We start from the raw sequence: 19,963 nt of genomic DNA on the forward strand, positions 1-19,963 counted from the left end.
CCAGCAATCCCGCAGGTAATAAAAGGAGGCCACCGGCACCCGCACGACGCCCGTAGCCCCAAGGAAACTCAGGCAGCCGCCGCCGCGAACTTCTCGTAGTAGAAGTTCGCCGGGGTGATGGCCTGTTCGCGCAGGTACTGGCTCACCGCCTCGACCATCGGCGGCGGCCCGCACAGGTACACATCGACGTCGCCGTCGTTGAGGTGCTGCGGCGCAATGTGCTGGGTCACGTAGCCCTTCTGCGGGTACTGGCTGTCGGGGTTGGCGACGCAGGCGCTGAAAGTGAAGTTGGGGATGCACGCCGCCAGGCCCTGCAGACGGTCCAGTTCGACCAGGTCGACGTCGTTGGTCACCCCATAGATCAGGTGCACGGGGTGCTCGCTGCCCTGCTCGGCGATTTTCTCCAGCATCGCCGTGAACGGCGCCAGGCCCGTACCGCCGGCCAGCAGCAACAGCGGGCGCTGGATCGGCCGCAGGTAAAAGCTGCCCAGTGGGCCAGCCAGGCTCATGCTGTCACCGGCCTTGGCCAGGCCGGTGAGGAAACGGCTCATCAGGCCGCCCGGCACATTGCGGATCAGGAAGCTGACCTCGCCGTCCTTCTGCAGCGAGCTGAAGGAATAGGCGCGGCTCTGGTCGCTGCCCGGCACCTTGAGGTTGACGTACTGCCCCGGCAGGAATGCCAGGCGGCTCAGCGCCTCGCCCTTGATCGACAAGGCGATGGTGCTGGCCGACAGTTGGCGCACGTCGCTGATGGCCGCCTCGAAGCTGGCCTGTTCGGTCTTGCACAGCTGCGACGACGCCGGGATGCGCACCACGCAGTCGCTTTCGGCGCGCATCTGGCAGGTCAGCACGTAACCCTCGGCGATTTCATCGATGCTCAGGGCGTCCTCGATGAAGTTGTCGCCCAGGTCGTATCGCCCGGACTCGGCCTTGCACTTGCAGGTACCGCAGGCGCCGTCGCGGCAGTCCAGCGGGATGTTGATGCCTTGGCGGTAGGCGGCATCGGCCACGGTTTCATGGCCGTTGGCCTCGATGAAGCGGGTCACCCCGTCTTCGAAATTAAGCGCGATCTGGAAGCTCATGTTGCACCTCGCGGGCGAGCCTGGCCGCAGCGCGCCAAAGGGCACACCGAGCGGCTCGCATTACCTCGGATCAGATGTGATAGATGTCGATGACCTGACGCACGTAGTCGTTCTTGAGCACCACCTTCTTGGCCAAGATCCGCGGCTGCTCGCCGCGCAGGTCGAGGGTGTAAAAGCTGGTGCCGAAGTAGCTGTCGGTGGTCTTGTAGCGAAAGCTCAGGGTGTGCCAGTTGAAGCGCACCCGGCAGCTGCCTTCGCCTTGCTCGACGATCTCGATGTTGCTGATGTTGTGCGAGGTGCGGGTGTCCGGCACGGTCGCACTGGAGCGCTCGGTCTTGATGCGGAACACGCGGTCTTCGAGGCCGCCACGGTTGCCGTACCAGATCAGCGAGATTTCGCTCTGAGGATCCTCAGTCAGGGTGTCGTCATCGTCCCAGGAAGGCATCCAGAAGGTTGCGTCGCTGGCGTAAAGCTCCAGCCACTGGTCCCACTGGGCGTCGTCCAGGTAGCGCGCTTCGCGGTAGAGGAAGTCGCGCACGGTGTCATGCAGGCTCATTGCACGGCCTCCACGGGGATCAGCTGGGTTTCCTGTCGAAGATCCTGTTTCAGCGCTTTGATCATGGTGTCCTGCCAGTACTTGTGCTGCAGCACGAACAGGCCTTCGTCCTCGGTGCGCACGCCCGACAGCAGCGGCTTGAGTTCGATTTCCTTCGCCGCCTCATCGGCACCTTCGACCCAGTGCTGTGCACCACGGGACATGTCGTTCCAGCCGGTACCGCCGCCGTAGCCGGTCTGGCAGGAGCGGAACTCTTCCAGGTCGTCCGGGGTGGCCATGCCACTGACGTTGAAGAAGTCTTCGTACTGGCGGATGCGCTTGGCGCGGGCATCGGCGCTCTCGCCTTTCGGCGCGATGCAGTAGATGGTGATTTCGGTCTTGTTCACCGAAATCGGCCGGGCAATGCGGATCTGCGAGCTGAACTGGTCCATCAGGTACACGTTCGGGTAGAGGCACAGGTTGCGCGAATTCTCGATCATCCAGTCGGCACGGGCCTGGCCGAAGTCGGCGGCCAGTTGCTCGCGGCGTTCGAAGGCCGGGCGGTCTTCGGGGTTGGCCCAGCGGGTCCACAGCAGCAGGTGGCCGTGGTCGAAGGAATAGAAGCCGCCGCCCTGCTTGGCCCAGGCGCCGGCACTCATGGTCTTGATCTCGTCGCCCGCTTCGCGCTGCTTGCGCTGGTTCTGGGTGGCGGCGTAGTTCCAGTGCACGGAGCTGACGTGGTAGCCGTCGGCGCCATTCTCGGCGGTGAGCTTCCAGTTGCCCTCGTAGATGTACGAGCTGGCACCGCGCAGCACTTCCAGGCCTTGCGGAGACTGGTCGACGATCATGTCGATGATCTTGGCGGACTCGCCCAGGTGCTCGACCAGCGGCTTGACGTCGGCCTTCAGGCTGCCGAACAGGAAGCCACGGTACGACTCGAAGCGGGCGACCTTGGTCAGGTCATGCGAGCCGTCGCAGTTGAAGCTGTCGGGGTAGCCGGCATTGCTCGGGTCTTTGACCTTGAGCAGCTTTCCGCTGTTGTTGAAGGTCCAGCCATGGAACGGGCAGGTGTAGCTGGAGCGGTTGCCGCGCTTGTGCCGGCAGAGCATGGCGCCACGATGGCTGCAGGCGTTGAGGAAGGCATTCAGCTCCCCGTCCTTGTTGCGCGCGATGAAGATCGGCTGGCGTCCCATGGTCAGGGTGAGGAAGTCGTTTTTCTCGGGGATCTGGCTTTCATGGGCCAGGTAGATCCAGTTGCCCTCGAAGATGTGCTTCATCTCCAGGTCGAACAGGCGCGGGTCGGTGAACATCTCGCGTTTGCAGCGATAGACGCCGGTTTCACGGTCGTCCTCAAGCATGGCATTGAGGTAGTCGAATCCCAGGGACATGGCCAGGGTCTCCATTGTTATTGTTCAGACCGGGTCAGGTTAGGGTTTGCCCTGGGTCGGCAATATCCATCGTGTGCAGAGTGCTATCCGTTTTGTGCAGTTATCGGCGCGATAGCATTTATCCATTGAACAGTGCGCATCGCCTGAAGTAAGCTCGGGCTCATTCACTGGAGAGCAACATGCCGAAACACACCCGCAACCACGCCAACCACACCGGTCGCAGCCTGCGCCCTGTGCTGGCCGTTGCCGGCTGCCAGGCTGCTGCCAGCTATTACTTTGGGTATTGGTTTAGCCACTAGGCGCCGATACCCACCCGGCGCCCACCTTCGAGGGGCCGCCGAACATGAGAATACTCAAACCCCCGGTCGGCTCCCCGACCGGGGGTTTTGCTTTTCAGGCCATTGCACTTTTACCGATTCGAACCGAGGACAGATTCATGAACTACGCCGCTTATTACTACGCAAGCACCTATGCCTGGCGATTTAGCCAATCCCGTTCGGGCCAGCCTGCCGCCTCCGATCGGTCCATCACCGGTGGCAATGCTGCAGACAATCAATCAACGAATAGTCGAACACCTCGATAGGGCCGACCGCGCGGGCCAGAACCCGCCGTCCGCCCAGGGAACATACGCCATGCAAGCCTCGAACCTCGCTCTGCCCCTGACCCAGCCGCACGCTGCCAACACCACCGTCAGCCAGCGCCTGCCCAGCCCGCACCTGCTCAAGCAGCAGATGCCGCTGTCTACCGAACTCGCCCAGCAAGTCCACCGCCAGCGCCAAGCCATCCGTGCCATCCTCGAAGGCCGCGATGAGCGCCTGCTGGTGATCGTCGGCCCCTGCTCGATCCACGACCCCCGTTCGGCCCTGGAATACGCCGACCGCCTGGCGACGCTGGGCCGTGAAGTCGATGACAAGCTGCTGCTGGTGATGCGCGCCTACGTGGAAAAACCCCGTACCACGGTGGGCTGGAAAGGCCTGGCCTACGACCCGCACCTGGATGGCAGTGACGACATGCACGCCGGCATCGCCCTGTCCCGCGGCTTGATGCTGAGCATGATCGAACGCGGCCTGCCGATTGCCACCGAGCTGCTGCAACCGATGGCCGCCGGCTACTTCGATGACCTGCTGGGCTGGGCGGCGATTGGCGCACGCACCACCGAATCGCAGATTCACCGGGAAATGGTCAGCGGCCTGGAGCTGCCGGTCGGGTTCAAGAACGGCACCGACGGCGGCGTCGGTATCGCCTGTGACGCCATGCGCAGCGCGGCGGCCCCGCACCGCCACTTCGGCATGGATGCACAGGGCTACCCGGCGATCATCGAAACCCTGGGCAACCCGGACACCCACCTGGTACTGCGCGGCGGCCACAAGGGCCCGAACTACGATGCCGCCAGCATCGCCCAGGCCCGCCAAGGGCTGGCCAAGGCCGGTTTGCAGGCGCGCATCGTGGTCGATTGCAGCCATGCCAACAGCGGCAAGGACCCTGCCCGCCAGCCCGCCGTGTTCGAGGACGTGCTGGCCCAGCGCCTGGCCGGTGACCGCTCGATTGTCGGCATGATGCTCGAAGGCCACCTGTTCGATGGCTGCCAGGCCCTGGGCAAGGGTGCGCTGAAATACGGCGTGTCGATCACCGATGGCTGCCTGGGCTGGAGCGCGACCGAAACCCTGCTGCGCGAGGCCGCAGCCCGTCTGTGAAGCGGCTGCAGCAAGCCTGGCGAGACATGACCCGAGCAAGTGCGCTAGGCTTGCCGTTTTCACCCCTCCAAGGAGCAGTAACCATGGCACGCGCCACCGCCCGTCACATCCTCGTTGCCACCGAAGACAAGTGCAACGAACTGAAAGCCCAGATCGAAGCCGGTGCCGACTTCGCTGAAATCGCCAAGGCCAACTCCACCTGCCCGTCCAGCCGCCAGGGCGGTGACCTGGGTTCGTTCGGCCCAGGCCAGATGGTCAAGGAATTCGACACCGTGGTGTTCAGCGCCCCGGTCAACACTGTCCAAGGCCCGGTGAAGACCCAGTTCGGCTACCACCTGCTGGAAGTGACCAGCCGCCAGGACTAAGTCATCGCAGACGATGATTATCCCTATGGGAGCGGGCGTGCCCGCGAAGAGGCCTGAGCGGACAACGAGGTTGCCTGAACTGGCGCATTCGCGGGCACGCCCGCTCCCACAGGTTATTCTGGGGGTCGCATTGTTGTGTACGGGCTGGATGGCCCAAGCCGCGCCCACCCACGCGCTGACCGTCTACGGCGAAGCCCCCCGCTACAGCGAAACATTCCGTCACTTCGACTACGCCAATCCCGACGCCCCCAAGGGTGGCCTGATGCGCCGCTCGGCCATCGAGATCGGCCAGTTCGACCATATCCTGCCCTACATTGACAAAGGCATCGGCGTCAGCGAGGTCGATGGCTGGCTGTATGCGCCCCTGGCGCAACGCTCGTTCGACGAGCCCTACACCGTGTACGGCCTGATCGCCCGGCGCATGGAACGTGGCCCGGACGACGCCTGGCTGCGCTTCGAGATCGACCCCAAGGCAACCTTCGCCGATGGCAAGCCGGTGCGCGCCGAGGATGTGCGTTTCAGCTTCAATAAACTCATGGACGAAGGCAGCCTCAAGTACCGCACCCAGTTCAGCGAAGTCGCCGGGGTCACGGTCGAAGGCCCGCTGCAGGTGCGCTTCGACTTCAAGCAGCCCCACGGCCGCACCCTGGCCCTGGACCTGGCCAGCCTGCCGGTACTGCCCGAGCACGACTGGGCCAAGCGCGACTTCGCCAACGGCGCCGGTTTCGACAAGCCGGTCGGCAGTGGCCCATACCGTATCGGGCGCATCGACAACGGCCGCAGCATCACTTTCGAACGCGACCCGAACTGGTGGGCCAAGGACCTGCCGGTCAATCGTGGGCGCTATAACTTCGAACACATCCGCATCGAGTACTTCGGCGACACCGAAGTGGCACGCCAGGTACTCAAGGGCGGTGGCTATGACTACAACCGCGAATTCTCCGCCACCGCCTACACCCTGGGCTACAACGGCGCGCAGCTGGACGATGGCCGCCTGCAACGGGCACACCTGGGCCCGGCCAAGCCGCAGGCGGCCCAGGGCTTCGTGTTCAACCTCGACAAGCCACAGTTCAAGGACCGCCGCGTGCGCCAGGCACTGGCCATGCTCTGGGACTTCGAGTGGAGTAACCGGCAGATGATGCGCAACATGTACATCCGCCAGCAGAGCGTGTTCTCCAATACCCCGCTGGCGGCCCGCGAACTGCCGGATGCAGGCGAGCTCAAGCTGCTCGAACCGCTACGTGGCCGGGTGCCGGACGAAGTCTTCAACCAGGTGTTCACGGCGCCGGTCACCGACGGCTCGGGGATCATTCGCCCGCAACAACTGCAGGCGCTGGCCTTGCTGCAACAGGCCGGATGGCGCCCCGATGGCGATCGGCTGGTCAACGCCCAGGGCGAGCCGCTGGAGTTCACTTTCCTCAACGGCCAGTCCGGCATGGAGCGCCTGCTGCTGCCGTGGAAGCGCAACCTGGCGCAGATCGGCATCACCCTGAACATCCGCAACGTCGATTCGGCGCAGTACGTGAACCGGTTGATGGCCCGCGACTACGACATGATCGTCACCGGCTATGCGGTGACCCTGTCGCCTGGCGCCGAGCTGTACAACTATTTTGGCTCGGCCGCCGCCAACGACCCAGGCTCGAACAACCTGATGGTGCTCAAGGACCCGGCGGTCGACCGGCTGATCGACGGCCTGGTACGCGCCGACACCCAGGCCGACATGCTGCACCACGCCCATGCCCTGGACCGGGTGCTGCAATGGAACTACTACTGGATCCCCAACTATTACCCGCCCGGCAGCTCGACAGTGTGGTGGAACCGCTTCGGCCTGCCGAACGTCCAGCCCGCCTATGACGAAGGCCTGGACAGCTGGTGGGAAATCAGCCCGACGGCGCTGACCAACGCGCAGATGGCCGAACGGCAGAAGGCCCAGCCATGACCAGCTACATCCTGCGGCGCCTGCTGCTGATCATCCCGACCTTGCTGGCGATCCTGCTGGTCAACTTCGCCATCGTCCAGGCCGCGCCCGGCGGCCCGGTCGAGCAGGCGGTGGCGCGGCTGCAGGGGCTGGGCGGCGGTGCGCCCGGTGCCCGGGCAGAAGTGGTACACGGCGAGTCCAGGGCCACTCGCGGCCTGGACCCGAAGCTGATCGAAGCGATCAAGCGCCAGTACGGCTTCGACAAGACTGCTTCGCAGCGCCTGTGGCTGATGCTCGGCCAGTACGCCCGGCTGGACTTCGGCCAAAGCTTCTTCCGCGGCGCCAAGGTCACCGACCTGATCCTCGACAAGCTGCCGGTGACCCTGTCGCTGGGCTTCTGGGCCACGCTGATCACCTACCTGGTGTCGATCCCGCTGGGCATCCGCAAGGCGGTACGCCACGGCAGCCGCTTCGATGCCTGGAGCAGCGCGCTGATCGTGATCGGCTATGCCCTGCCCTCGTTCCTGTTCGCACTGCTGCTGATCGTGCTGTTCGCCGGCGGCACCTCACTGAACTGGTTCCCGGTACGCGGCCTGGTCTCGGACGACTTCGATCAGCTCAGCTTGCTGGGCAAGCTCGCTGATTATTTCTGGCACCTGGTGCTGCCGGTCGGCGCGCTGGTGATCGGTGGCTTTGCCACCCTCACGCTGCTGACCAAGAATGCCTTCCTCGATGAAATCTCCCGCCAGTACGTGGTCACCGCCCGCGCCAAGGGCCTCAGCGAACGCCGCGTGCTGTACGGGCACGTATTGCGCAACGCCATGCTGCTGGTGCTGGCCGGGCTGCCGCAGGCGCTGATCACCGTGTTCTTTGCCGGTTCGCTGCTGATCGAGGTGATCTTCTCCCTCGATGGCCTCGGCCGCATGAGTTACGAAGCGGCCGTGTCACGCGACTACCCGGTGGTGTTCGGCACGCTGTTCATCTTCACCCTGGCCGGCCTGCTGTTCCGCCTGATCGGTGACCTGGCCTTTACCGTGCTCGACCCGCGCATCGACTTCGACACGAGGGCGCATTGATGCTGTCGCCGGTTTCGCGTCGTCGCCTGCAGCGTTTTCGCCGCAACCGCCTGGGCTGGGTGTCGCTGTGGCTGTTTGCCGGCCTGCTGGTGCTGAGCCTGTGCGCGGAGCTTGTGGCCAACGACAAGCCGCTGCTGCTGAGCTACAAAGGCGATCTTTACGTGCCGGCGCTCAAGCGCTACAGCGAGCAGCAGTTTGGCGGCCAGTTGCCGTTCCAGCCAGACTACCGCAGTGCCTACGTGCGCCAGCTGATCGAGGCACAAGGCGGCTGGATGCTTTTCGCGCCCGTCCCGTTCAGCGCCGACACCCCCAACTACGACCTGCTGGTACCCACCCCCAGCCCGCCGAGCGCAAGCAACTGGCTGGGCACCGACGATCAGGGCCGCGACGTGCTGGCGCGGGTGCTGTATGGCACGCGTACCTCGCTGCTGTTCGCCTTTGCCTTGACCGCGATCAGCGTGCTCATCGGGGTCGCTGCCGGCGCGCTGCAAGGTTATTACGGTGGCTGGGTGGACCTGTTCGGGCAGCGCTTGCTAGAGGTGTGGTCGGGGCTGCCGGTGCTCTACCTGCTGATCATTCTCAGTGGTTTCGTCGAGCCGGATTTCTGGTGGTTGCTGGGGATCATGGCGCTATTTTCGTGGCTGGCCCTGGTCGATGTGGTGCGCGCCGAGTTTTTGCGCGGGCGCAACCTTGAATACGTGAAAGCGGCGCGTGCCCTGGGCCTGCCAGATACCCTGGTGATGCTGCGCCATGTACTGCCCAATGCGATGAACGCGACGTTCACCTATGTACCCTTCATGCTTACCGGGGCGATCACCACGCTGACGGCGCTGGACTTCCTTGGCTTCGGCATGCCCGCCGGCAGCGCTTCGCTGGGCGAACTGGTGACCCAGGGCAAGCAGCACCTGGAAGCGCCATGGTTGGGTTTTACCGCGTTCTTTGCTTTGGCGCTGATCTTGTCGCTTCTGGTATTTATCGGGGATGCCTTGCGCGAGGCGTTCGATCCGAGAGGATAGGTTTCAGGCCCGGCCTCTTCGCGGGCACGCCCGCTCCCACAGGGACTGCATGGCCCCAGGTTTGTGTAGATCCTGTGGGAGCGGGCGTGCCCGCGAAGAGGCCGGCAAAGCAAGTACAGGACTCAGCAAGATGCACGATAGCGACAGCCTCAAGGACTACCCCCAGGTGCGGCAAATGGCGATTCGCTCGCTGTTCGAGATCATCGAGCAGTCCAGCGAAGGCACGGTGATCGTCGACCGCGACGCCCGCATCGTCTGGATGAACGAGCGCTACGCCCGGCGCTTCGGTCTGGCCGACGCAGCCAGCGCGATCGGCCAGCCGTGCGAGGCGGTCATACCGGGCAGCCTGATGCGCCAGGTGGTGAGTGATGGCCGGCCGATCCTGCTGGACATGCTCGATACGCCCAACGAGCCGTTGGTGGTGATGCGCCTGCCGATCCACGATGCCCAGGGCGCCCTGATCGGCGCCATCGGCTTTGCCCTGTTCGAAGAGCTGCGCAGCCTGTCGCCCCTGCTCAAGCGCTATGCGAGCATGCAGCAGGAGCTGGCCAGCACCCGCTCGCAATTGCGTGCACGCCAGGCCAAGTACAGCTTCGCCCAGTTCGTCGGTAGCAGCCAGGCCAGCCTCGAAGCCAAGCGCCGGGCACGGCGCGGTGCTGGCAGCGATTCGCCCGTGCTGTTGCTGGGCGAGACCGGCACCGGCAAAGAGTTGCTGGCCCATGCCATCCATGCGGCTTCGGCACGGGCGCACAAGGCCTTTGTCAGTATCAACAGCGCGGCAATCCCCGAAACCCTGCTGGAGGCCGAGTTCTTCGGCACCGCACCCGGCGCCTTTACCGGCGCCGATCGCAAGGGCCGCAGCGGCAAGCTGCAACTGGCCGAAGGCGGCACGCTGTTCCTCGACGAAATTGGCGACATGCCCCTGGCACTTCAGAGCAAGCTGCTGCGCGTACTGCAGGAAAAGGAATACGAACCGGTCGGCTCCAACCAGATGCTGCGCAGCGACGTGCGCATTATCGCCGCTACCTCCATCGACCTGCAGGCGGCCATGGCCCGCGGGGCGTTTCGTGCCGATCTTTATTACCGGCTGAACGTGCTGCCAATCGAAGTGCCGCCGCTGCGCGAGCGGGTCGAGGACTTGCCGGCGCTGTGCGAGGCGATCCTGGCCGAGCTGGGCAGCCAGTACGAGCTGGAGCAGGATGCGCAGGCATTGCTGGCTCGGCACGGGTGGCCGGGGAATATTCGTGAGCTGCGCAACGTGCTGGAGCGGGCGACGTTGCTGGCCGACCAACCGCGGCTTGGTGTCGCCGACCTGGCGGCGGCGCTAGGCCCGCTGAGCCCGGTCGCGGGTCAGGAACAGCGGATGAGCTATCGTGAGGCGTGCGAACAGTTCGAGCGCAGGCTGATTGCCGGGGCGTTGGCCGAACATGCGGGGAATGTGCCCGAGGCTGCAAAGGCGCTGGGGTTGGGGCGATCGACCTTGTACAAGAAGATGGCGGCACTCGGTCTCTGATTGGAGACTTGTGTTTCTATTTTGAGAATGCCGCGAGGGCTTCGCCCTCGTTCGCGACACAAGGCCGCTCCTACAAGGGCTCGCGGTTCCCTGTAGGAGCGGCCTTGTGTCGCGATGGGCCGCAAAGCGGCCCCTGCAATCTCAAAGTCGAGACAGGACCGCAAGACAAATGCAAAATTATATTTAAAATCAGTCACTTATGATTTTGGCACGATTCCCGCTATCTCCCGGTCACCCATAACAACAAGACTCACCCAGGAGATCCATTCCGATGACCGTGCTCATCGCCCTCGCCGCTCTGGCGCTGCTGATGCTGGCCGCCTACCGCGGCTACAGCGTGATCCTCTTCGCCCCCATTGCCGCCCTCGGCGCCGTCCTGCTCACCGACCCTGCCGCCGTGGCCCCGGCGTTCACTGGGGTATTCATGGAAAAGATGGTCGGCTTCATCAAGCTGTACTTCCCGGTGTTCCTGCTCGGCGCCGTGTTTGGCAAGCTCATCGAACTGTCCGGCTTCTCGCGCTCGATCGTCGCCGCCGCCATTCGCTTGCTCGGCACTCGCCAGGCGATGCTGGTGATCGTGCTGGTCTGTGCCCTGCTCACCTACGGCGGCGTGTCGCTGTTCGTGGTGGTGTTCGCGGTGTATCCGTTCGCCGCAGAAATGTTCCGCCAGAGCGATATTCCCAAGCGCCTGATTCCGGCAACCATTGCCTTGGGCGCGTTCTCATTCACCATGGACGCCTTGCCCGGCACGCCGCAGATCCAGAACATCATCCCCAGCACCTTCTTCAACACCACTGCCTGGGCCGCGCCATGGCTGGGGCTGATCGGTACGCTGTTCGTGTTCTGCAGCGGCATGCTGTACCTGCAGCGCCAGCGCAACAAGGCCCAGCGTGCGGGGGAAGGCTATGGCAACAACCTGCGCAACGAACCGGAGACGGCAGCCGACCTGGCCCTGCCCAACCCCTGGCTGGCGCTGTCCCCGCTGGTGCTGGTAGGCGTGATGAACCTGCTCTTCACCCACTGGATCCCGCAGTGGTACGGCGCCAGTCACACCCTGCAGTTGCCAGGCATGAGCGCGCCGGTCAACAGCGACGTGGCCAAGCTCACGGCGATCTGGGCGGTGCAGGCGGCGCTGCTGGTGGGCATCCTGATGGTGCTGGCCTGTGCCTTCGGGGTGATCCGCGAACGCCTGGCCGAAGGCACCAAGAGTGCCGTCGGTGGCGCCCTGCTGGCCGCCATGAACACCGCATCCGAGTATGGCTTTGGCGCAGTCATCGCTTCGCTGCCGGGCTTTCTGGTGCTGGCTGATGCCTTGCGCGGGATTCCCAACCCGCTGGTCAATGAAGCGATCACCGTGACCCTGCTGGCAGGCATTACCGGCTCCGCCTCGGGCGGCATGAGCATCGCCCTGGCGGCCATGAGCGACAGCTTCATCGCGGCGGCCAATGCCGCCAACATCCCCCTCGAGGTGCTGCACCGGGTGGCCGCGATGGCCAGTGGCGGCATGGACACCCTGCCGCACAACGGCGCGGTGATCACCCTGCTGGCGGTAACCGGGCTGACCCACCGCGAAGCCTACAAAGACATTTTCGGTATTACCCTGATCAAGACCCTGGCGGTATTCGTGGTCATTGCCACCTTCTACGCCACCGGCATCGTCTAAGGAGCTTTTGCATGACTTTGAAAGGCAAGACGGCACTCGTCACCGGTTCCACCAGCGGCATCGGCCTGGGTATCGCCCAGGTGCTGGCCCGCGCCGGAGCGAACATTGTGCTCAACGGTTTCGGCGACCCGTCGCCGGCCTTGGCAGAGATCGCCCACCATGGCGTGAAGGTTGCCCACCACCCGGCGGACCTCTGCGATGTGGCGCAAATCGAGGCGCTGTTCGCGATGACCAAACGCGAGTTCGGCGGCGTTGACATTCTGGTCAGCAACGCCGGCATCCAGCACGTAGCGCCGGTGGAGCAGTTCCCGCTGGAAAGCTGGGACAAGATCATCGCCCTCAACCTCTCGGCGGTGTTCCATGGCACCCGCCTGGCCCTGCCTGGCATGCGCGCGCGCAACTGGGGCCGGATCATCAATATTGCCTCGGTGCACGGGCTGGTCGGCTCCACCGGCAAGGCGGCCTATGTGGCGGCCAAGCATGGCGTGGTCGGGCTGACCAAGGTGGTGGGGCTGGAGACCGCCACCAGCAACATTACCTGCAACGCCATCTGCCCCGGCTGGGTGCTGACCCCGCTGGTGCAGAAGCAGATCGACGATCGTGCTGCCAACGGCGTTGACCCGCAGCAAGCACAACACGAGCTACTGGCCGAGAAGCAACCTTCACTGGCTTTCGTCACCCCCCAACACCTGGGTGAACTGGTACTCTTCCTGTGCAGCGAGGCCGGTAGCCAGGTTCGCGGTGCCGCCTGGAACGTCGATGGTGGCTGGTTGGCCCAGTGAAGGGCGGCCTGGGCCTGGCAACGGTCTTGCACTCGTTTATCTGCAAGGAGGCCCTATGCGCCCAACCCCAATGACCGCGATCTTTGCCCTTACCCTGGCCGCCGCCGCTCCGGCGATGGCAGCCAGCCTCAAGGACGTCGCGCCCTATCCCGAGGCGGAAAAAGGCTTCACCCGGCAGGTCATCCACCTGCCGGCGCAAACCGATGAATCGGCCCACAAGCTGGAAATCCTGGCCGGCAAGACGCTGGAAGTGGACTGCAACCGCCAGCGCCTGGCCGGCAGCCTGGAAGAACACACCCTCGAAGGCTGGGGCTACAGCTACTACCGCCTGGACAAGGTCGGTGGGCCAGCCAGCACCCTGATGGCCTGCCCGGATGGCAAGAAGACCCAGGCCTTCGTGCCGGTGGTCGGTGAAGGCTTCATGCTGCGTTACAACAGCAAGCTGCCAGTGGTGGTGTACGTGCCCAAAGGTGTCGAAGTGCGTTATCGCGTGTGGTCGGCATCGGAAGAGGTGCAAAAGGCTAAAGTGGAGTAAGTCACCCCGAGGGCTCCTCACGGGCCCTCAACCCCAAGCAGCCTCTGGAGGATCGGCATGAACGATGTGCTCTGGCGCCCCTCCACGGCGCAGATCGAAGCCAGCCGGATGGATGCCTTCCGCCGTCGGGTGAACCTGCGTTACAACCTGCAGCTCCATGACTACGCGGCATTGCACCGCTGGAGCATCGAGCAGCGCCCGGCCTTCTGGCAAACCCTTGCCGACTATTTTCATGTGGCCTGGCATACCCCTGCCAACCAGGTCCTGCTCGAAGGCGCACAGATGCCTGACGCCCGCTGGTTCAACGGGGCTACCCTGAATTTCGCCGAACACCTGTTGCGCCGTCGTGACGACCGGCCTGCGGTGGTTTCCGTGCGCGAAGATGGCCAGCGCACGGTCTTCACCCATGCCCAACTGGCCGCCGAAGTCGCGGGCCTGCAGAAAGCGTTCAAGGCAGCCGGCATCGAACCCGGTGACCGCATCGCGGCGGTCATGCCCAATACCTGGCAAACCTTGGTGGCAATGCTTGCCTGCACCAGCCTGGGTGCGGTTTGGTCGATGTCTTCGCCGGAGTTCGGCCTGCACGGCATCATCGACCGGTTCGGCCAGGTCGAACCGAAGCTGCTGCTGGTCTGCGCCGGTTATCAATACGCCGGCAAGTCGATCGACCAGGTCGACAAGATCAATGAGGTCTGCGCCCAGTTGCCAGGGCTGCAGCAGTTGATCGTGGTGCCCTATACCCGTCCCCACACACAGGCGTGTGAATTCACCGCCGCCAAGGTCAGCCTGTGGGATGACATCTACCAGCCCGGCGGCGAACCTGAGTTTGCCTCGCTGCCGTTCGACCACCCGCTGTACATTCTCTATTCCAGCGGCACCACGGGCGTGCCCAAGTGCATCGTTCACCGTGCCGGTGGCCTGCTGCTGCAACACCTCAAGGAACACGGCCTGCATAACGACCTGAAGGCCGACGACGTGTTGTTCTACTACACCACCTGTGGCTGGATGATGTGGAACTGGCTGGCCAGCGGCCTGGCCGTCGGTGCCACCCTGGTGCTGTACGATGGTTCACCGTTCCACCCCGGCCCGGAGCGTCTGCTCGACCTGATCGACGCCGAACGCATCCACGCCTTCGGTACCAGTGCCAAGTACCTGGCTGCGCTCGAACAGGAAGGCCTGGAACCGGCCTGCAGCCATCGGCTGGACAGCCTGCGGCTGATCCTGTCCACCGGTTCGCCCTTGTCACCACACAGTTACGACTACGTATACGGCAAGATCAAGGCCGACCTATGCCTGGCTTCGATGTCCGGTGGCACCGATATCGTCTCGTGCTTCGTGCTCGGTAACCCGACCCTGCCGGTGCGCCGTGGCGAGATGGCGTGCAAGGGCCTGGGCATGGCCGTGGAGGTATGGAATGAGCAGGGCCAGCCGGTGCTTGATGAAAAAGGCGAGCTGGTCTGTACCCGCCATTTCCCGTCAATGCCCCTGGGTTTCTGGAACGACGACGACGGTAGCCGTTACCACGACGCCTATTTCAGCCAGTTCCCCGGGGTCTGGGCGCAGGGCGACTACGCCGAGCAGCGCAGCAGCGGCGGCTGGCTGATCCATGGTCGATCCGACGCCGTGCTCAACCCGGGCGGTGTGCGCATCGGCACGGCAGAGATCTACCGCCAGGTGGAAAAGGTTGAAGAGGTGCTGGAAAGCGTGGCCATCGGCCAGGACTGGCACGGTGATGTGCGTGTGGTGCTATTCGTGCGCCTGCGCGATGGCCTGCAACTGGACGACGCCCTGCGCCAGCGCATTCGCCAAGTGATCCGCCAGTACACCACGCCGCGCCATGTGCCGGCGGTGATCGCCCAGGTCAGCGACATCCCGCGTACCATCAGTGGCAAGCTGGTAGAACTGGCCATTCGCAACGTGGTGCACGGGTTGCCGGTGAAAAATACCGATGCTCTGGCCAACCCGCAGGCGCTTGAGCAGTTTCGTGACCGCACGGAGCTGCGCGATCAGGCATAATGGCGCCCTTTTTTGCCCCGAAGCACAGGTGTACCCATGAAAGCTCAAGCCCGCCACATCCTGGTCAAGACCGCTGACGAAGCTGAAAAGCTCAAGCAGCGCATCGCCAACGGCGAGGCCTTCGACGTGCTGGCGAAGAAGTTCTCCACCTGCCCTTCGGGCAAGCGCGGTGGTGACCTGGGCGAGGTACGCCCTGGCCAGCTGGTCGGCGCGATCGACCAGGTGATCTTCAAGAAACCCTTGCGCGTGGTGCACGGGCCGATCAAGAGCAAGTTCGGCTACCACCTGGTGCAGACCTTCTACCGCGACTGATAGCCACGGGCCACCTAGCATTATTGCCAGTTGTCCCGTGTTCGCGCTTTACATACAACGCAGGCAGGGCCGAAGCGACGCCTAAGATGCCGCTTCAGGCAGTGGTCCCTCTAATGGACACGGAGACCTGCCAATGCGTTGCACTTACCTGCTGCTGCCAGCCGCCTTTCCCCTCCTTACCCTGCCACTGATCGTTCACGCACAAGACCTGGTGGTTTCGCCCGGCGACAACATGGGTGCCGTCGTGCAGACCCAGGACATCGACGATTTCAAGATGACCGGGGGGACCATCCAGTCGCTGAACCAGGGGCAAGGCTATGACACCTTCGAGATGACGGGAGGGCAGATCGTCGGCGCCTTCGAGGATGGTGACAGCGCCGTGTTCAAAGGTGGCCGGATTGGCCGGGTAGACCTCAAGCTCGCCGACAACGTGTTCGTCATGTCCCAGGACCTCGGTGTCGAAACCCTCATCGATGGCAACCTGGTCAGCGGCTTCGGTAACGACACCATCACCCTCAATGGCGGCACCATTGGCGCAAACATCAGCACCAGTGGCGGCGTGGATATCATCACCCTCAACGGCGGCACCTTGAAAGGCAACGTGCTGGCCAGCGCCGGCACTGATGTCCTGAACTGGTCGGGGGGCACCATCGGTGGCCGGGTCGACATGGGCGTCGACGACGACAAGGTCACCATCAGCAACCTCAACCCGCAAACCCTGACCATCGACATCGATGGCGGTGCCGGCAACGACCAGCTGCAGTTCATCAACAGCGAGGTTGACGGCGGCGCCCACTACCTGAATTTCGAGACTGTCGACCTGAACCAGGGCAGTCGCCTGACGCTGAACGATACGCTTACCCTCGGCGATGCAGGTACCGGCACCGGCACCTTGGGCATTGATGCCAGCAGCTCGCTCATTGCTCGCCAGGGCACGGTTGCGCCCTTTACTTCAGGGCAGCTTGCCAGCGTGCGCAATGCGGGCACGATCGACCTGAGCACCGGCAACGACGCCCAGGGCCGCCTGACCATCAATGGCAACTACGAGGGTCACAATGGCCTGCTGCGGGTTAACAGCGTGCTCGCCAGCGACGACGCGGCCTCCGACCGGCTGGTGGTCAGCCAGGGCACCATCAGTGGCAGCACGCGCCTGGTAGTGAACAATCTCGAAGGCGCTGGTGCCGCCACCAACCAGAACGGCATTCAGGTCGTCGAAGCCCGTGATGGCGCCATCAGCAGCGCCAATGCCTTTGTGCAGACACAGACGCTGTCGGTCGGTGCCTACGACTACCGGCTGTTCAAAGGCGGTGTAACCACCGGCAGCGAAAACAGCTGGTACCTGCGCTCGACGCTGGTGGCAACCCCCGCCCCCACCCCACCAGAACCCGAACAACCAGGCGAACCCAGCCAGCCTCCGCTCGAGCCCGCAGCAACCCCGCCCGTGGCGGCACCTGCCCCCGGCCAGGCTGAACTGCCCGCCCCCGTGGCCGGTGTCAGCGTGCCCCTGTATCGCCCTGAAGTGCCGGTGTATGCCGCTGCACCCCGGGGAGCGGCGATCATTGCCCGCCAGGCGCTGGGCACCTTCCATCAACGCCAGGGCGATCAGCAACTGCTGACCAACCAGGGCGGCCTGTCGGCCAGCTGGGGCCAGGCCTACGGCGGCGCGTTGCGCCAGCAATGGAGTGGCACCGTCAGCCCGAGCCTGGACGGTGACCTGTATGGCTTCAAGGTGGGCCAGGACCTGTATGCCAAGGTCAGCGATGACGGCTACCGCCAGCACCTGGGCCTGTACGTCAGCCACAGCCGCCTGGACGCCGACGTCAAAGGCTTTGCCCTGGCGGTGGAGGACCGCAGTGTGGGTGACCTCAAGCTCGACGGCGACAGTGTCGGTGGCTACTGGACGCTGGTAGGCCCGCAAGGCTGGTACCTCGACAGCGTGCTGCAATACACCAGGCTCGATGGACGCGCCCGCTCCGACCGCGGCGACAAGCTGAACATCGATGGCCACGCCTGGACCGCCTCGCTGGAGTCCGGCTACCCGATCAGTGTTTCTGAACGCTGGACCCTGGAGCCACAAGCCCAACTGATTGCCCAGAAGGTCTCGCTGGACAGCGCCAACGACAGCGTCTCCCATGTCAACTACGATGCCCAGGTCGAGCTGACCGGCCGGCTTGGCGTGCGCCTCGAAGGCGCCTACAACACAAGCAACGTGCGATTGCTGCAGCCCTACGCGCAACTGAACCTGTGGCACGGCGACGGCGGCCGCGATACCTTGACCTTCGATGATGTGGACAAGATCAAGACCGACTACCGCTACACCTCGCTGCAGCTGGAAACCGGCCTGGTCGCCCAGGTCAGCGAGGCGCTGAGCCTGCACGGCGGCGTGCAGTACTCAAGCAACCTCGACAGCCGCCAGCAGGAAGGCAGCGGCGTCAACCTGGGCGTGCGCTGGCAGTTCTAGCGGCGCGCCGCCAGCAGGCCGAGGCCGGCGCAACCGAGCAGCGAAGCGCTGACCCGGTTGAACAGCCGGCGCGGCCCGGGCTGGCTGAACCAGCGTTGCATGTAGGCACCCAGGCCCGAGTAGATGGCAATTGCCGCCCACTCCAGGAGCAGGAACAGCACGCCCAGCCAGAGGAACTGCTCGCTCACCGGGGTGGCGCTGCCCACCGTTACGAACTGCGGCAGAAAGGCGGTGAAAATCAGGATGGCCTTCGGATTGCCCGCCGCCACCCAGAACTCCTGACGCGCCAAGCGCCACGTGCCACGCGGGTGATCGCTGGCCACCACGGCCTCGCCGACCGGGGCTCGCCACAGCTGCCAGGCGATATAGAACAGGTACGCCGCGCCCAGCACCTTGATGGCCAGGAACAGGTACTCGCTGGTGTGCAGCACCACCGCCAGGCCCATGGCGGCCAGGGCGATCATGCCGCTGAAGGCCAGAATCCGCCCGGCGCCGGCGACGCAAGCGGTACGCAGGCCGTAGCGGCTGGCATTGTGCAGCGACAACAGGTTGTTCGGCCCCGGCGCCATGTTCAGGGCAAAGCAGGCAGGAATGAATAGCAGCAGGCTCGACAGATCCATTTTGTTCTCCAGGCAATCAGCCGTTAATGTCGATGCCGGGCATCGCCGGGTCAAGGTACAGTCAGCGGCAAAAATTGTATGGCCAGGCGCCCGCCGCTGCTAAGCTGCCCAGCTGATCGAGGACCCTGTCATGCCCACTGCCCGCTACCAGCTTTGGCACGACCCGGCACTGCCCTGGGTGGAAAGCCGCCGCGCCTGCCATAGCCGCGCCTGCTACAAGGCGCACAGTCACCCGACCTTCTCCATCGGCGCGGTGGATGCCGGCAGCAGCTGCTTCACCGGCGCTGGCGACGGCCAGGAGCGCCTGGAACCGGGCACCCTGGTGCTGGTGCCGGCGCAACGGGTGCATGCCTGCAACCCTGCACCCGGCCAGGCCTGGAGCTACCAGATGCTGCATGTCGACGCCGCCTGGCTGGCACAGTGGCGGCTGGAGTCAGGGCTTGCCGCCGCCAGGCCCGGTGCCCCGGCGCGGATCAGCCGGGAACCGGCGCTGTACCGTGAATTCTGCGCGCTGAACGACCTGCTCTTCTCGGCGGCGGGCATCGGCGAGAAGGAAGCGGCGCTGCTGACGTTCCTCGGCGATCACGACTTTTCGGCGCAACCGGCAGCGCTCGCGGCCCCGGCCCCCGTGCTCGGGATGCCGACCTTGCGGGGGTTGATCGAACACATCGAAGCGCAAGACCTGGCGCAACTGAGCCTCGAACGCCTGGCCAGGCAAGCAGGCCTTGGCCGCTATCAGCTGATCCGCGCGTTTCGCGCCGCGACCGGGCTGACACCCCATGCCTACCTGCTCAACGCACGGATCAACCGGGGCCGACGGCTGCTACGTGGCGGGTTGGCCTTGGCCGAGGTTGCCTACCAGCTGGGGTTTGCCGACCAGAGCCATTTCCAGCGGGTATTCAAAGCCCATGTCGGGGTGACGCCGGGGCAATATCGGCGCGTGCAATAATCTTCAATACCCGGGCCAGGGCAGCCTCCAGACTGCGG

The 19,963-nt window shown here is 64.4% G+C and carries 17 protein-coding genes; 13 read left to right on the forward strand and 4 right to left on the reverse strand.

Annotated elements, in window-relative coordinates; translation table 11 throughout:
* Positions 1-68: 68 nt before the first annotated feature.
* The 3 genes from benC to benA form a co-directional block, all read right to left on the reverse strand.
* The gene (gene benC / locus APH33_RS07620; protein WP_054884548.1) at positions 69-1,082 is read right to left on the reverse strand and encodes a benzoate 1,2-dioxygenase electron transfer component BenC; all 1,014 of its coding nucleotides are present in this window, start codon (positions 1,080-1,082) and stop codon (positions 69-71) included.
* A 70-nt stretch (positions 1,083-1,152) separates the two neighbouring features.
* Positions 1,153-1,638, reverse strand: coding sequence for a benzoate 1,2-dioxygenase small subunit (benB, locus tag APH33_RS07625; protein WP_054884549.1), 486 nt, complete (start codon positions 1,636-1,638; stop codon positions 1,153-1,155).
* Positions 1,635-3,005 carry a benzoate 1,2-dioxygenase large subunit gene (gene benA / locus APH33_RS07630; protein ID WP_054884550.1) on the reverse strand — a complete coding sequence of 457 codons (1,371 nt, stop codon included), beginning with the start codon at positions 3,003-3,005 and terminating at the stop codon, positions 1,635-1,637. Before benA ends, benB begins: the two co-directional genes overlap by 4 nt.
* Before the next feature lie 632 nt (positions 3,006-3,637).
* Between benA and APH33_RS07635 the strand changes: the two genes are divergently transcribed.
* The 12 genes from APH33_RS07635 to APH33_RS07690 all read left to right on the forward strand — a co-directional run bounded on the left by APH33_RS07635 (position 3,638) and on the right by APH33_RS07690 (position 18,356).
* On the forward strand, positions 3,638-4,699 hold the full coding sequence (locus APH33_RS07635) for a 3-deoxy-7-phosphoheptulonate synthase (RefSeq protein WP_054884551.1): 1,062 nt from the start codon (positions 3,638-3,640) through the stop codon (positions 4,697-4,699).
* 83 nt (positions 4,700-4,782) lie between these two features.
* Complete coding sequence (locus tag APH33_RS07640; protein WP_054884552.1) at positions 4,783-5,064, forward strand: peptidylprolyl isomerase; 282 nt, start codon at positions 4,783-4,785, stop codon at positions 5,062-5,064.
* Positions 5,065-5,077: 13 nt separating this feature from the next.
* A complete protein-coding gene (locus APH33_RS07645) occupies positions 5,078-7,003 on the forward strand; it encodes an extracellular solute-binding protein (protein WP_082433481.1) in 1,926 nt (641 codons plus the stop codon).
* On the forward strand, positions 7,000-8,058 hold the full coding sequence (locus APH33_RS07650; protein ID WP_054884554.1) for a microcin C ABC transporter permease YejB: 1,059 nt from the start codon (positions 7,000-7,002) through the stop codon (positions 8,056-8,058). Before APH33_RS07645 ends, APH33_RS07650 begins: the two co-directional genes overlap by 4 nt.
* Positions 8,058-9,074 carry an ABC transporter permease gene (locus tag APH33_RS07655; protein WP_054884555.1) on the forward strand — a complete coding sequence of 339 codons (1,017 nt, stop codon included), beginning with the start codon at positions 8,058-8,060 and terminating at the stop codon, positions 9,072-9,074. The genes APH33_RS07650 and APH33_RS07655 overlap by 1 nt, the downstream gene beginning before the upstream one ends.
* 130 nt (positions 9,075-9,204) lie before the next feature.
* Positions 9,205-10,587: a sigma-54-dependent Fis family transcriptional regulator gene (locus APH33_RS07660; protein ID WP_054884556.1), complete on the forward strand. Its 1,383-nt coding sequence runs from the start codon at positions 9,205-9,207 to the stop codon at positions 10,585-10,587.
* A 271-nt stretch (positions 10,588-10,858) separates the two neighbouring features.
* Positions 10,859-12,250, forward strand: coding sequence for a GntP family permease (locus tag APH33_RS07665; protein WP_054884557.1), 1,392 nt, complete (start codon positions 10,859-10,861; stop codon positions 12,248-12,250).
* A gap of 11 nt (positions 12,251-12,261) precedes the next feature.
* Complete coding sequence (gene hbdH / locus APH33_RS07670) at positions 12,262-13,032, forward strand: 3-hydroxybutyrate dehydrogenase (RefSeq protein ID WP_054884558.1); 771 nt, start codon at positions 12,262-12,264, stop codon at positions 13,030-13,032.
* A gap of 55 nt (positions 13,033-13,087) precedes the next feature.
* Entirely contained in the window at positions 13,088-13,567 is a 480-nt protein-coding gene (eco, locus tag APH33_RS07675) for a serine protease inhibitor ecotin (protein WP_054884559.1), read from the forward strand.
* Positions 13,568-13,624: 57 nt separating this feature from the next.
* Entirely contained in the window at positions 13,625-15,583 is a 1,959-nt protein-coding gene (locus APH33_RS07680) for an acetoacetate--CoA ligase (protein ID WP_054884560.1), read from the forward strand.
* Positions 15,584-15,619: 36 nt separating this feature from the next.
* On the forward strand, positions 15,620-15,895 hold the full coding sequence (locus APH33_RS07685) for a peptidylprolyl isomerase (RefSeq protein ID WP_008095636.1): 276 nt from the start codon (positions 15,620-15,622) through the stop codon (positions 15,893-15,895).
* A gap of 133 nt (positions 15,896-16,028) precedes the next feature.
* Entirely contained in the window at positions 16,029-18,356 is a 2,328-nt protein-coding gene (locus tag APH33_RS07690; RefSeq protein WP_054884561.1) for an autotransporter outer membrane beta-barrel domain-containing protein, read from the forward strand.
* Here the strand turns inward: APH33_RS07690 and APH33_RS07695 are convergent.
* A complete protein-coding gene (locus APH33_RS07695; protein WP_054884562.1) occupies positions 18,353-18,976 on the reverse strand; it encodes a LysE family translocator in 624 nt (207 codons plus the stop codon). The two genes, APH33_RS07690 and APH33_RS07695, sit on opposite strands and share 4 nt — an antisense overlap.
* Before the next feature lie 130 nt (positions 18,977-19,106).
* Between APH33_RS07695 and APH33_RS07700 the strand changes: the two genes are divergently transcribed.
* Positions 19,107-19,925, forward strand: a complete 819-nt coding sequence (locus APH33_RS07700) for an AraC family transcriptional regulator (RefSeq protein WP_054884563.1) — start codon at positions 19,107-19,109, stop codon at positions 19,923-19,925.
* The last annotated feature ends 38 nt before the right edge of the window (positions 19,926-19,963 follow it).

The sequence above is a fragment of the Pseudomonas sp. NBRC 111130 genome (assembly GCF_001320485.1).
Taxonomy (GTDB): Bacteria; Pseudomonadota; Gammaproteobacteria; order Pseudomonadales; family Pseudomonadaceae; genus Aquipseudomonas; species Aquipseudomonas vlassakiae.